This is a genomic window from Streptomyces sp. NPDC051909, from assembly GCF_040681095.1.
Lineage (GTDB): Bacteria > Actinomycetota > Actinomycetes > Streptomycetales > Streptomycetaceae > Streptomyces.
Genome location: NZ_JBFAYA010000010.1, coordinates 115,063 through 128,420, shown reverse-complemented (window position 1 = coordinate 128,420; position 13,358 = coordinate 115,063). Strand labels below are relative to the sequence as shown.

The 13,358-nt window shown below is 72.2% G+C and carries 9 protein-coding genes and 1 tRNA gene; 3 read left to right on the top strand and 7 right to left on the bottom strand.

The genetic code is table 11. From position 1 onward, the window contains the following. Positions 1 to 9 precede the first annotated feature (9 nt). Positions 10 to 273 (bottom strand): winged helix-turn-helix domain-containing protein, encoded by a 264-nt coding sequence (locus AB0M18_RS18085; RefSeq protein ID WP_365758991.1) that lies wholly within the window; start codon positions 271 to 273, stop codon positions 10 to 12. A gap of 166 nt (positions 274 to 439) precedes the next feature. On the opposite strand from AB0M18_RS18085, the gene AB0M18_RS18080 reads away from it, so the two are divergent. Beyond that, a complete protein-coding gene (locus tag AB0M18_RS18080; RefSeq protein ID WP_365758989.1) occupies positions 440 to 823 on the top strand; it encodes a hypothetical protein in 384 nt (127 codons plus the stop codon). Positions 824 to 1,044: 221 nt separating this feature from the next. Here the strand turns inward: AB0M18_RS18080 and AB0M18_RS18075 are convergent, their stop codons facing one another. Beyond that, entirely contained in the window at positions 1,045 to 1,290 is a 246-nt protein-coding gene (locus AB0M18_RS18075; protein WP_365758987.1) for an integrase, read from the bottom strand. A 116-nt stretch (positions 1,291 to 1,406) separates the two neighbouring features. On the opposite strand from AB0M18_RS18075, the gene AB0M18_RS18070 reads away from it, so the two are divergent. Both AB0M18_RS18070 and AB0M18_RS18065 read left to right on the top strand, forming a co-directional pair. Continuing rightward, complete coding sequence (locus AB0M18_RS18070; RefSeq protein ID WP_365758985.1) at positions 1,407 to 2,105, top strand: hypothetical protein; 699 nt, start codon at positions 1,407 to 1,409, stop codon at positions 2,103 to 2,105. Then, positions 2,102 to 3,856, top strand: coding sequence for a tyrosine-type recombinase/integrase (locus AB0M18_RS18065; protein ID WP_365758983.1), 1,755 nt, complete (start codon positions 2,102 to 2,104; stop codon positions 3,854 to 3,856). The genes AB0M18_RS18070 and AB0M18_RS18065 overlap by 4 nt, the downstream gene beginning before the upstream one ends. A gap of 40 nt (positions 3,857 to 3,896) precedes the next feature. Here AB0M18_RS18065 and AB0M18_RS18060 read toward each other — a convergent pair. The 5 genes from AB0M18_RS18060 to topA form a co-directional block, all read right to left on the bottom strand. Continuing rightward, positions 3,897 to 3,973: transfer RNA gene (locus AB0M18_RS18060), tRNA-Thr, on the bottom strand. Positions 3,974 to 4,069: 96 nt separating this feature from the next. After that, the gene (locus tag AB0M18_RS18055; protein ID WP_365758981.1) at positions 4,070 to 5,635 is read right to left on the bottom strand and encodes an alpha/beta hydrolase; all 1,566 of its coding nucleotides are present in this window, start codon (positions 5,633 to 5,635) and stop codon (positions 4,070 to 4,072) included. 100 nt (positions 5,636 to 5,735) lie between these two features. Beyond that, positions 5,736 to 6,938, bottom strand: a complete 1,203-nt coding sequence (locus AB0M18_RS18050; RefSeq protein WP_365758979.1) for a DNA polymerase III subunit delta' — start codon at positions 6,936 to 6,938, stop codon at positions 5,736 to 5,738. A gap of 86 nt (positions 6,939 to 7,024) precedes the next feature. After that, positions 7,025 to 10,288 carry a dTMP kinase gene (tmk, locus tag AB0M18_RS18045; RefSeq protein ID WP_365758976.1) on the bottom strand — a complete coding sequence of 1,088 codons (3,264 nt, stop codon included), beginning with the start codon at positions 10,286 to 10,288 and terminating at the stop codon, positions 7,025 to 7,027. A 118-nt stretch (positions 10,289 to 10,406) separates the two neighbouring features. Next, entirely contained in the window at positions 10,407 to 13,247 is a 2,841-nt protein-coding gene (topA, locus tag AB0M18_RS18040; RefSeq protein WP_365758973.1) for a type I DNA topoisomerase, read from the bottom strand. Between the last annotated feature and the right edge of the window lie 111 nt (positions 13,248 to 13,358).

Genomic DNA, 13,358 nt, shown 5'->3' with positions numbered 1-13,358 from the left:
GGCGGGCGGTCAGTCTTCCGCGCCGGCTGCCGTGCGATCGATGACGAAGCTACCGCGCTGGGGCACCGTTCGGACGTAGCCCCGTTCTCTCAGGTGCCGAACAGCCGCTCGCGCGGTTTCACGGGCGACGCCGTAACGCTGCACGAGAGCCGACTCGGACGGGATGCGTCGACCGACGGGGATCTCGCCCTTCTCGATGTCCGTAATCACGTAGGCAGCAATCTGCACGTAGACCGGGGTCTCGGACTCGTGATCGACCTCGCGCTCGCTCATGCAGTGAAGAGTAGACAACAGGCCATGTTGAGCCACGTTGCCATACGTGGGCAGACGTAGGTAGACGAGGGTAGACAAGTTGGCTACCGTCGACGCCACGAAGAAGCCCCAGCAGCCGCGTCACCGGCCACCGGGGCTCGTCACCAGCTATCGAGGAGCTGACGACATGCGCGACCTTATCGCCCTCCTGCCCGTCCTGCTGTTGCTGCTGGGAGGTGCCGCCTTACTGCTGCTGCTCGACCCGAGCGCGAAGACTCCCGGCCGCCACTCCGCCGCATACGTCCCCCCGCCCCGGGTGCGCGCCGAACTCTCCCCCTCCATCTGGCTCACGCCATGGGAAACGCCGCTGCCCCAGCACGTCACAGAGCGCAGCCTGCCGTTCGAGGACGACCTGCCCGCCGTTCGGCCCTACGTCGCCGGATTCCCCCCGCCGACCAGCGAGGAGGAGTGGCGGCGCGAACGACGCCGCGCGGCAGCGTTCGCACAGGCAGGGATGGACTACGCGTACAGCTACCCGGGCGCGCTGCTCGCCGCCGAGGTCACGCCGTGATCGCGATCTGCTGTCGCTGCCACCGAGAGACAGACGCCCCCATGCCGGTCTGGTCCGTCGGGCGCCCGAGCGGCGGCCCCTTGACGGTGTCCGCTTGCCCGGACTGCGCCCCACACTGCATCCCCGCACCGGTCCCGGACGAGCACGTCAGACGCCGGGGACTCTGAACAGCAGCAGGCCCCGCCCGGAACGCTCCGGGCGGGGCCTCGCCGTTGCCGCATCTAGTTCTCGGGTTCAGGCTGCACCTCGACCGGCACCTCGACCCCGAGGTGCCGGTGCAGGTCGTAACGCGACACCTTGTACGCCCTCCCGTGGCGCAGAACTCGCACGGGGTACCGGCCCGTCCGGGCGAGGTGGTAGCCGGTCGTCCGGCCAAGGTGCAGCGCACGGTTCGCGGTTTCCAGCGGGACGGCGACCGGAAGCGTCATCAGCTCGTCGTGTGTCATCCCCTGTTCTGCGGTGCTCATCTCTTGCCCCCTGTGACATCGGAGTGCACGCCGGCCCGTTGATGCCGAGTAGTGCCTAGATCAGCAACGTACGATCAAGAGTGGCGCTTTGCAACAGACAAAGCTAGCTTTGCGTTATGCACAGTCACGAGACGTTCGGCGACGTGATCGCCGCACAGATCCGCCGGCACCGCGCGCGCCTCGGCATGAACAGGCACCAACTCGCCGAGCAATGCGCCCGCTTGGGGCGCCCCGACATCACGTACGCCGTGATCGTCAGCATCGAGACCGGCCGATCCAGCGGCGAGGGCAAACAGCGCCGTCGTCTGGACGTCGACGACTGGTTCGTGCTCGCCCTCGCCCTCGCCACACCCCCGCTGCTCCTGCTGCTCCCCCTCGGGAGCGAGGCCACGGTGCCCACCGTTCCGGCCGCCGACTCACGCGACCCGTACACGGTGTGGCAGTGGATGACCGGCGAGGCGACGCCGACGCTCGACGGCCCGATTGACGGGCGGTACGTCCCCGACTCCCGGCAGATCGCCGGGACCGGCCAGACGTGGGCCGCTGCATGGGCCACAGCGGCCTATCCGGTCTCGCTGTACCCCGAACTCGCCCGACGCCGCGAAACGGCCCACAAGGCCCGCTTGCGAGCCTCGCTCGACCCGAGCGCACAGACCGAGTACGTCGACCGCCTCGACGAACTCGCGCAGATCGTCAACGACATGACCCGCGCGAGCCTCACCCTCCCCGAGCTCTCACCCGAGTTGGTCGAGGACTTGAAGCGGCTCGAACTGCTCGACCACCCCGACCAGATCAACCCGAAGGGAATTGAGTGACCGCGAAAGGCACCACGACACGGCGCTGCTACTGCCGCGGCAAGGACGGAAAGCCGCTGGGCACGGACTGCCCGAAGCGCAAGCAGCGCAAGCACGGCGTATGGGCCATCCGGCAGGAACTGCCGCCGACCCTGGACGGCGACCGTCGCCTGTTCCGCCGCGCCGGGTACGACACGCAGACCGACGCGCAGACCGACCTCGACAAGGTACGCGCGCTGCTGAACATCGCCGACAACGACGACACGGAGGGCCGCGCCCGCCTCGGCGACCTGCTCGCGGGAGTCTCGGCGAGCGGCGAGACGATCCCCGACTACGAGGAGGTGAAGCGCAAGTTCGCTACGGGACAGTCGCTCACACAGCACATGACCGTCGCCGAGTGGCTCGCGCTCTGGCTCGCCGGTAAGAAGGCGCTGCGGGCGAGCGGTCTCGCGCGGTATGAGGTCGACATCCGGTGTCACTTGAACCCTCGGATCGGGACCATCCGGGTTGACCGGCTCACCGTGCCGCACCTCGACGCCATGTTCGAGGGCATCGCCGAGACGAACGTCGAGATCATCGAGGCGAACGCCGCCCGCCGCGCGGCGATGGCCGAGCTCAAGAAGATCCCGTGGAAGGGCGGGGAGAACCGCGCCCGTCGGAAGGCCATGAAAGAGGCCATCGACGCGATGCCGCCGTTCCGGCGTGTAACCGGGCCCTCGACGCAGCAGCACATCAGGGCCACGCTGCGGGCCGCACTCAACACGGCGATAGCCCGGGGCTCGATCACGTTCAACGCAGCGCAGCACGTCGAGCTCGCCGCCGCGAAGCGCCCGAAAGCGATGGTGTGGACCGATGAGCGAGTCGCCGAATGGCTGCGCACCGGGCAGAAGCCGAGCCCGGTCATGGTCTGGACGCCGGAACAGGCGGGGGCGTTCCTCGACTTCCTCGCCGACTTCCGGCACCGGCTGCTGCCGCTGTTCCACCTGATCACGTTCCGGGGTCTGCGGCGCGGCGAGGCGTGCGGGTTGCGTTGGTCCGACTTCAACGAAGCAACGGGCGAACTCACCATCGCGACGCAGCTCGTACAGGACGGTTGGGACGTCGTCGAGTCGGCCCCCAAGACGGACAGCGGCGAGCGGATCATCTCGCTCGACGAGTACACCGTCGAGGTGCTCAAGCTGCACCGGGCCGCACAGGCGGCGGAGCGTCTCGAATGGGGCGCGGCGTGGCAGGACACCGGCCGGATGTTCACGCAGGAAAACGGGGAGTGGATTCACCCCGGGACGCTTACGGACCTGTTCGAGCGTTTCGTCGAGCTGTCCACCCTGCCCCCGATCCGTCTGCATGATCTGCGACACGTCGCCGCCTCGCTCATGCTGGCCGCCGGCGTCGACGTCAAGATCGTGTCCGAGACCCTCGGCCACAGCGACAGCCGGATCACTCGGGACATCTATCAGTCGGTCATGCCCAAGGCTGCACGAGAGGCCGCCGAGGCGACGGCCGCCATCGTGCCCCGTGGCGCGGCCCGCCGCCCTGCCGAGGAACCGGTCGACCCGCGTATCGAGCAGGTCGCGCGGTTGAGCATCGAGCACAAGCTCGCGCAGATCGTCGAAGCTGCCATGGCGGATAACCACACGCCCCAAGAGATCGCGCAGATGATCGCCACCCTGTCCCTGTCCGGGACGTCAGACACTGACACGGATGGGCACGCAATGGGCACGCACGAGGGTGCGAAGATCATCGAGTTCCGCCCCCGACTGACCCGGGCATAAGAAAAAGCCCTGGTCAGGGGCTAACTGACCAGGACTCTTCTGGAGCCGCCTTCGGGATTCGAACCCGAGACCTACGCATTACGAGTGCGTTGCTCTGGCCAACTGAGCTAAGGCGGCATGCCGTGCGGTCCCATGGTGGGTGCAGCGGCGTCGCCAAGTCTACACAGTTTCCGGGGGTGCTCCGACCACGGGCCGGAGAGGCGGGGGCGGGGGCTATGAGCAGCGCTTTCCGTCCTGGGGAGGGGTGCCTTCGAGGAGGTAGGCGTTGATCGCGGTGTCGATGCAGTCGCTGCCGCGGCCGTAGGCGGTGTGGCCGTCGCCCTCGTAGGTGAGGAGGATGCCGGAGGAGAGCTGGGCGGCGAGGGACCGGGCCCACTTGTAGGGGGTGGCGGGGTCGCGGGTGGTGCCGACGACGACGATCGGGGCGGCGCCCTCGGCGGTGATGCGGTGGGGGCGGCCGGTGGCCGGGGTGGGCCAGTAGGTGCAGTTCAGGGCGGCCCAGGCGAGGTTGCGGCCGAAGACCGAGGAGGCCTGCTCGAAGGACGGGACCGCCTTCTCGACGTCCGCGGGGCCGCCGGGGAAGGCGGGCGGGAGGTCGAGGCAGTTCACGGCGGCGTTCGCGTCCATCAGGTTGGCGTACGTGCCGTCCGCCTCCCGCTCGTAGTAGGAGTCGGCGAGCGCGAGGAGCTCCGAGCCCTCGCCGCCCATCGCCCGGGTGAGTGCCTCGCGCAGCTGAGGCCAGGCGGCCTCGTCGTACATCGCGGCGATCACCCCGGTGGTGGCGAGGGACTCGCCGAGCTCCCGGCTCTCGCCCGTCGGGACCGGCTTGGCGTCGACCTCGCGGAAGAAGCGCTTCAGGGCGTCGAGGGCCGCCGGGGCGGACCCGGTGCCGAGCGGGCAGTCGGGCTGCTTCACGCAGTCGGCGGCGAAGGCGTTGATCGCGGTCTCGAAGCCGGCGGCCTGCTCCCGGTTGAGCTGCTCGGAGGTCAGCGAGGGGTCCATCGCCCCGTCCAGGACCAGCCGCCCGGTCCGGTCGGGGAACAGCTCCGCGTAGGTGGCGCCCAGGAAGGTGCCGTACGAGGCGCCCACGTACGTCAGCTTCTCGTCGCCCAGGACCGCCCGCACGATGTCCATGTCGCGCGCCGCCTCCACGGTGGAGACATGCGGCAGGACCTTGCCGGAGCGCTTCTCGCAGGCCGCCGCGAAGCCCTTGTACGAGCCGGTGAGGGCGTTCTGCTCGGCCGCGCTGTCGGGGGTGACGTCCACCTGCGTGTACGCGTCCATCTGCGGCCCGGTCAGGCACTCCACCGGCTCGCTGCGGGCCACCCCGCGCGGGTCGACGCCCACGATGTCGTACCGCGCGCGGACCGGGGCGGGGTAGCCGATGCCCGCGTACCCCTGGAGATAGCCGACGGCGGAGCCGCCCGGTCCGCCCGGGTTCACCAGCAGCGAGCCGAGGCGCTTGCCGGGGCCGGTCGCCTTCACCCGCGAGATCGCCAGGTCGACCCGCTCGCCGTCCGGCTTCGCGTAGTCCAGCGGGACGCGCACCGTGCCGCACTGGAAACCCGGCACGCCGCAGTCCCGCCAGGTCACCTTCTGGCCGTAGTACGCCCCCAGCCCGGCACCGGACACGGTCGCGGACCCGGACGTGGACGCGGACGCGGACGCGGAGGACGGCGGCCCGGCCGCGTCACTGCCGCTCGACGAGCAGCCGGAGAGGATGAGCCCGGCGGCCGTGAGGGCCGTGGCGGAGATGCGGAGCAGACGCCTGGAATCCATTCCCGGAGCGTATCGGGGCAGGTACGGAACGTGTCCAATCGGACCCGTGGGCCTGTGGACAACGTCCGGCCCTGTGGACGACGACGATCTCTGTGGACGGTCAGTCCCGCAGCGCCATCGTCATCGCCTCCACCGCGAGCAGCGGCGCCACGTTCCGGTCGAGCGCCTCGCGGCAGGCGAGGACCGCCTCGATCCGGCGCAGGGTGCGCTCGGGGGGCGTGTCGCGGGCGATCTGCTCCAGGGAGTCCCGTACGTCCTCGTTGGCCAGGGCCGTCGTGGCGCGCAGCTGGAGGGCGAGCACGTCGCGGTAGAAGCCGGTCAGGTCGGAGAGCGCGAGGTCGAGGCTGTCGCGCTGGGTGCGGGTGCGGCGGCGCTTCTGGCGCTCCTCCAGCTCCTTCATCGCCCCGGCCGTGCCGCGCGGCATCCGGCCGCCCTGGGCGGCGCCGAGCGCGGCCTTGAGGTCCTCGGTCTCCTTGACGTCGACCTCCTCGGCGACCTGCTTGGCGTCCTCGGCCGCCGCGTCGATCAGCTCCTGGGCGGCCCGCAGGCCGCCGCCGACGTCGCCGACCCGCATCGGCAGCTTCAGGACCACGGCACGGCGGGCCCGCGCCCGCTCGTCGGTGGCGAGCCGCCGGGCACGGTCGATGTGCCCCTGGGTGGCCCGGGCCGCCGCGTGCGCCCGCTCCGGCTCGATGCCGTCACGGCGGATCAGCAGGTCGGCGACGGCGTCCACCGAGGGAGTCGTCAGCGACAGGTGCCGGCAACGGGAGCGGATGGTCGGCAGCACGTCCTCCAGGGACGGTGCGCACAGCAGCCACACGGTGCGCGGCGCGGGCTCCTCCACGGCCTTCAGGAGCACGTTGGCCGCGCCCTCGGTGAGCCGGTCGGCGTCCTCCAGGACGATGACCTGCCAGCGCCCGCCGGCCGGGGACAGCTGGGCCCGCCGGACCAGCTCACGGGTGTCCTTCACGCCGATGGAGAGCAGGTCGGTGCGGACCACCTCCACGTCCGCGTGCGTGCCGACGAGCGCCGTGTGGCAGCCGTCGCAGAAGCCGCAGCCGGGCGCCCCTCCGAGGGCCCGGTCCGGGCTGACGCACTGCAGCGCCGCCGCGAACGCCCGGGCCGCCGTGTCCCGGCCGGCCCCGGGGGGCCCGGTGAACAGCCAGGCGTGGGTCATCTTCGACGCGTCGGGAGCGGGCTCGCCGGCGGCGTGCGCGGTCACGAGCGCGTCGGCGTCACGCGCGGCGGCGGCCAGCTGCTCCTCGACCCGCGGCTGCCCCACGAGGTCGTCCCATACGGCCATGCCCGATGCCCCTCCTCAGGTACGCGCTGCACATACGCGTTCCCACGTACGCGTTCCATTGTGGGGCACCGCTGTGACAGCGGGTCTCAGCCGCGACGCCGGCGACGCTCCTCGTCGTCGTCCTCGAAGCCGCCGAGCAGCTCGTCGGCGAGCGTCGGCAGGTCGTCGAGCGGGGTCTCCTCCGCCCAGTCGGAGCGGCGGCGCGGCCGGCCCTGCTCGTCGAGCTGCGGCAGCTCGCGGGTCCGGTCGTTCGAGCCCTCGGCCGCGTCTCGGGCCCCGTCGCGCTCGCGGCGCTCGCGGCGCTCTTCGCGCTCGTCGCGGAAGAAGCCCTGCGGGACTCGGTCGGCCGGCTCGTCGTCCCGCACGGTCGGCAGCACGGCGGTCTCGTCCACCGCCGGAGCCTGCCGGGGCTCGCGGGCCGGCCGGGTCTCCCGGATCCGGGGGATGACCGTGGTCTCCTCGTCGAGCCGCACGATCGGGGTGGGCACGGTGACCTCGTTCGGCGACACCGTGGGGGCGTCCTCCGACACGACGGCCGGCTTCACGACCGGCGTCACGACCGGCTTCACGTCCGGCTTCACGACCGGCGTCTCCACCGTGACCTCGTTCGCCGACTCCTCCAGGGCCCGCGCCGACCGCTCGGCGGCGGCCTTCGCCTCCGCCGCCTTGCGCTGCGCCTCCGCGGCGACCCGCGCGGCCTCGGCCTCCTCCGCAGCGGCCTTCCGGGCGGCCTCCTCGGCGGCCTTGCGTGCCGCCTCCTCCGCGGCCTTCGCCGTGGCGGCCTCCGCCAGGCGGCGGGCCTCCTCGGCACGGATCAGGGCCTCCTCGGCCTTGCGCTGCTTCTCCTTGCGGCGCTCCTCGGCCTCGGCCCGCAGCCGGGCCTCCTCCTCGGCCTGCCTGCGGCGGCGTTCCTCCTCCTCGCGGCGGGCCTTCTCCTCGGCCGCGCGCCGCTTGCGCTCCTCCTCGGCCGCGATCCGGGCCTCCTCGGCGCGCTGCCGGGCCTCCTCCGCCTGGCGCTCGGCCTCAAGGCGGCGGGCCTCTTCCTCCTCGGCCTTGCGGCGGGCCTCCTCCTCGGCGCGGAGCCTGGCGAGCTGCTCCTGGCGCTCGCGCTCCAGGCGCTCCTCCTCGGCCTTGCGCGCGGCCTCCTCCTCGGCCTTCCGCCGGGCCTCCTCCTCGGCCTTGCGGCGGGCCTCCTCCTGGGCCTTCACCTCGGCCTCGGACAGCGGCAGCATCCGGTCGAGCCGGTGGCGCACGACGGTGGTGACGGCCGCCGGCTCCTGGCCCGCGTCGACGACGAGGTAGCGCCCGGGGTCGCCGGCGGCGAGGGCGAGGAAACCGGCCCGCACGCGCGCGTGGAACTCGGGCGGCTCGGACTCCAGCCGGTCGGGGGCCTCGGTGAAGCGCTCGCGGGCGGTCTCCGGGGAGACGTCGAGGAGCACGGTGAGGTGCGGCACGAGTCCGCCGGTGGCCCAGCGGTTGATGCGGCTGATCTCGGTCGCGGACAGGTCGCGGCCGGCGCCCTGGTAGGCGACGGACGAGTCGATGTAGCGGTCGGAGATCACCACGGCGCCCCGCTCCAGGGCGGGCCGGACCAGGGAGTCGACGTGCTCGGCGCGGTCGGCCGCGTACAGCAGCGCCTCGGCGCGGTTGGAAAGCCCGGCGCTGGAGACGTCGAGCAGGATCATGCGGAGCCGCTTGCCGATCGGGGTGGCGCCGGGCTCGCGGGTGACGACGACCTCGTGGCCCTTGGCGCGGATCCACTCGGCGAGCGCCTCGACCTGGGTGGACTTGCCGGCGCCGTCGCCGCCCTCCAGGGCGATGAAGAAGCCGGTCGGCGAGGGTGCCTGGACCGGGTCGGCGCCGCGCAGCGCGTCGCGCAGGTCGCGGCGGAGCGGGACGCCGGAGCGGTCGTCGGTCTTGGCGAGGACGAGTGCGGCGACCGGCAGCAGCAGCGCGCCGACCAGCATCAGGGTGAAGGCGGCGCCGCCGTGGGCGAAGACGAAGCTGCCGGAGGCGAGCCGGTGCGGGCCGATCGCGGCGGCGAGCAGCGGGGCGCCGAGCGCGCCGATGCCCATGCCGACGCGGGCGACGGCCTGGAGGTGCTCGGTGACCCGGGGCCGGCGGGCCTCCTCGGTCTCCTGGTCGACGAGGCCGTGCCCGGTGCCGGCGGCGACCCCGGCGGCGTAACCGGCCAGGGCGGCGAGCGCGAGCACGGTCGCGGTGTCGGGCACCAGCCCCATGGCGAGCAGCGCGATGCCGGTGACGGCGATCGCCAGGGCGAGCAGCCGGCGCCGGGACAGCACGGTGAGGACGGATCCGGCGGTGCGGATGCCGACGGCGGTGCCGCCGCTGAGCGCGAGGATCAGCAGCGCGAACGTGACCGGCCCGCCGCCCAGGTCGAAGGCCTGCAGTACGGAGACGGCGGCCGCGGCGGCGATGGCGGCGGCGACGGTGGCGCAGGCGAGGACGAGCAGCCCGAGCGCGCCGGTGCGGCCCTTCTCGGGACGCTTCTCGGCACCGGGCTCACCGGAGGTCGGCCGGCGCAGGCCCTCGAGCGGCGAACGGGGCCGCGGGGTCTGGCCGCCGGGCAGCTGGAGGAAGGCGAGGACGTTCACGGACGCGGTGAACAGGCCGGCGGCGACGTACGAGCCGAGCGCGGCCTGGTGCTGCGAGAACCACTCGATGCCGCTGCCGAGCAGGTTGCCGACCAGGGTGGCGAGCAGCAGTACGGCGGCGCCGGCGGGCACGGCCAGGAAGCCGGTGCGCAGGCTGAGCGTGCGCAGCGCGCCGAGGTGGTCGGGCAGCGGCCGGACGGCGGCGCCCTCGATCGGCGGGGCGGGCAGCAGCGCGGGCGCCGCGCCCTCCCTGGCGATGGTCCACAGGCGCTCGGCGGCGCCGGCCACGAAGACGGTGCCGAGCAGGAACCACAGCGCGTTGTCCGGGGTCCAGTCGATCCACAGCGGGGCGACGATCAGCAGCGCGATCCGCACCCCGTCGGCGCCGATCATGGTCCAGCGCCGGTCGAGCGGGCCGCTCGGCGCGGTCAGCGCGGTGAGCGGGCCGAGCAGGGCGGCGCCGAAGACGACGGCGGCGAGCAGCCGCGCGCCGACGACGGCGGCGACGGCGAGGGCCGCGCCCCGGGCGCCGCCACCGAGGGCGCCGCCGACGAGGGACGCCTGGAGGCCGAGCAGGACCAGGACGAGGAGGGCGAGCGCGTCGCCCGTGCCGCCGACGAGCTGCGCGCTCCAGAGCCTCCGCAGGGGCTGGTGGCGCAGGAGGGCCCGTACGGCACGCTCCCGGGAATCGGCGACGAGTGCGGCGTCGGTGTCTGGCTGCTCAACTCGCGTCATCCGTCCACCCTATCCGGACGACTCGGCTCCCTGTGGCCTTCGCCCGAACAAACAGACGGGGGGTGCGGGCCCCGTGGCCCACACCCCCGCCCGTACGACCAGCCCGGTGCGACGAGCGTCACTCCGGCTTGGCGGCCGCCGTCTTCTTCGCGGCGGCGGCCTTCGCCGTCGTGGTCTTCTTGGCCGCCGTGGTCTTCTTGGCGGCCGTCTTCTTCGCCGTGGTCGTCTTCTTCGCCGCCGTGGTCTTCTTGGCGGCCGTCTTCTTCGCGGGCGCCTTCTTGGCGGTCTTCTTCGCCGGGCCCTTGGCGCGCTTCTCGGCGAGCAGCTCGTAGCCGCGCTCGGGCGTGATCGTCTCCACGCTGTCGCCGGTGCGCAGGGTGGCGTTGGTCTCGCCGTCCGTCACGTACGGGCCGAAGCGCCCGTCCTTGACGACCACGGGCTTCTCGCTGACGGGGTCGGTGCCGAGCTCCTTCAGCGGCGGCTTGGCGGCGGCCCGGCCACGCTGCTTGGGCTGGGCGTAGATCGCCAGCGCCTCCTCAAGCGTGATCGTGAACAGCTGCTCCTCGGCCGTGAGGGAGCGCGAGTCCGTGCCCTTCTTGAGGTACGGGCCGTAGCGGCCGTTCTGCGCGGTGATCTCCACGCCCTCGGCGTCGGTGCCGACGACGCGCGGCAGCGACATCAGCTTGAGCGCCTCTTCGAGGGTGACGGTGTCGATCGACATCGACTTGAAGAGGGAGGCGGTGCGCGGCTTGACCGCGTTCTTGCCGGTCTTCGGGGTGTCCTCGGGAAGGATCTCCGTCACGTACGGACCGTAGCGGCCGGCCTTGGCGACGATCTGGTGGCCGCTGACCGGGTCGGTGCCCAGCTCGAAGTCGCCGCTCGGCTTGGCGAGCAGCTCCTCGGCGTACTCGACGGTGAGCTCGTCGGGCGCCAGGTCGTCGGGCACGTCGGCGCGCTGGTGGCCCTCCTGGTCCTTCTCGCCGCGCTCGACGTACGGGCCGTAGCGGCCGACGCGCAGCACGATGCCGTTGCCGACGGGGAAGGAGGAGATCTCACGGGCGTCGATGGCGCCGAGGTCGGTGACCAGTTCCTTCAGGCCGCCGAGGTGGTCGCCGTCGCCGTTGCCCGCGTCCGCGGCGCCGGAGCCCTCGCCGGGTCCGCCGCCCTCGCCGAAGTAGAAACGCTTCAGCCACGGCACGGACTGGGCCTCGCCGCGCGCGATGCGGTCGAGGTCGTCCTCCATCCGGGCGGTGAAGTCGTAGTCGACGAGCCGCCCGAAGTGCTTCTCCAGGAGGTTGACCACGGCGAAGGAGAGGAAGGACGGCACGAGGGCCGTGCCCTTCTTGAAGACGTAGCCGCGGTCGAGGATGGTGCCGATGATCGAGGCGTACGTCGACGGGCGGCCGATCTCGCGCTCTTCCAGCTCCTTGACCAGGGTGGCCTCGGTGTAGCGGGCGGGCGGCTTGGTGGCGTGCCCGTCGGCGGTGATCTCCTGGGCGGTCAGCGCGTCGCCCTCGCCGACCTGCGGCAGCCGCCGCTCGCGGTCGTCGAGCTCCGCGTTCGGGTCGTCGGCGCCCTCCACGTAGGCCTTCATGAAGCCGTGGAAGGTGATGGTCTTGCCGGAGGCCGTGAACTCGGCGTCGCGGCCGTCGGCGGCGGTGCCGCCGATCCTCACGGTGACCGAGTTGCCGGTCGCGTCCTTCATCTGGGAGGCGACGGTCCGCTTCCAGATCAGCTCGTACAGCTTGAACTGGTCGCCGGTCAGGCCGGTCTCCGCCGGGGTGCGGAAACGATCACCCGAAGGCCGGATCGCCTCGTGCGCCTCCTGGGCGTTCTTGACCTTGCCCGCGTAGACGCGCGGCTTCTCCGGCAGGTAGTCGGCGCCGTACAGCTGCGTGACCTGCGCCCGGGCCGCGGTGACCGCGGTGTCGGACAGGACGGTGGAGTCCGTACGCATGTAGGTGATGAAGCCGTTCTCGTACAGCTTCTGCGCCACCTGCATCGTCGCCTTCGCACCGAAGCCGAGCTTGCGGCTGGCCTCCTGCTGGAGGGTGGTGGTGCGGAAGGGGGCGTACGGGGAGCGGCGGTACGGCTTCGACTCGACCGAGCGGACGGAGAAGCGGGTGTCGGCGAGGGAGGCGGCGAGCGCGCGGGCCTTCTCCTCGTCGAGGTGCAGCACGTTCTCGCTCTTCAGCCGCCCGTCGGCGCCGAAGTCACGGCCCTGCGCGACGCGCCTGCCGTCGACCGTGGCGAGCCGGGCGGTGAGGGAGGACGGGTCGGACGGGTCACCGGCGCGGCCGGTGGCGAAGGTGCCGGTCAGGTCCCAGTACTCGGCGGAGCGGAAGGCGATGCGCTCGCGCTCGCGCTCGACGACGAGCCGGGTGGCGACGGACTGGACGCGGCCCGCGGACAGGCCGCGCATGACCTTCTTCCACAGGACCGGCGAGACCTCGTAGCCGTAGAGGCGGTCGAGGATGCGGCGGGTCTCCTGGGCGTCGACCATCCGCTTGTTCAGCTCGCGCGGGTTGCGCACGGCCTCCTGGATGGCGTCCTTGGTGATCTCGTGGAAGACCATGCGGTGCACCGGCACCTTGGGCTTCAGGACCTCCTGGAGGTGCCACGCGATGGCCTCGCCCTCGCGGTCCTCATCGGTGGCGAGGAAGAGCTCGTCGGACTCGGCGAGCAGCTCCTTGAGCTTCCTGACCTGCGCCTTCTTGTCCGCGTTGACGACGTAGATGGGCGCGAAGTCATGGTCGACGTCGACGCCGAGCCGGCGCACCTCGCCGGTGTACTTCTCGGGCACCTCGGCGGCGCCGCTCGGGAGGTCGCGGATGTGCCCGACGCTCGCCTCGACGACGTAGCCGGGGCCGAGGTAGCCCTTGATCGTCTTCGCCTTGGCAGGCGACTCGACGATGACGAGTCGGCGGCCGCCCTGTGCGGTCTCGCTGGTCGGGGACAACTTCGCTCTTCTCTCCGGTCGACGCGGTCTGCGCTGGCACGCACAACAGCGACACGCACGGTGACACTGCCGTCGCTGCGGAGTGTGACGGTACAACCCGCCCCCGTGTCA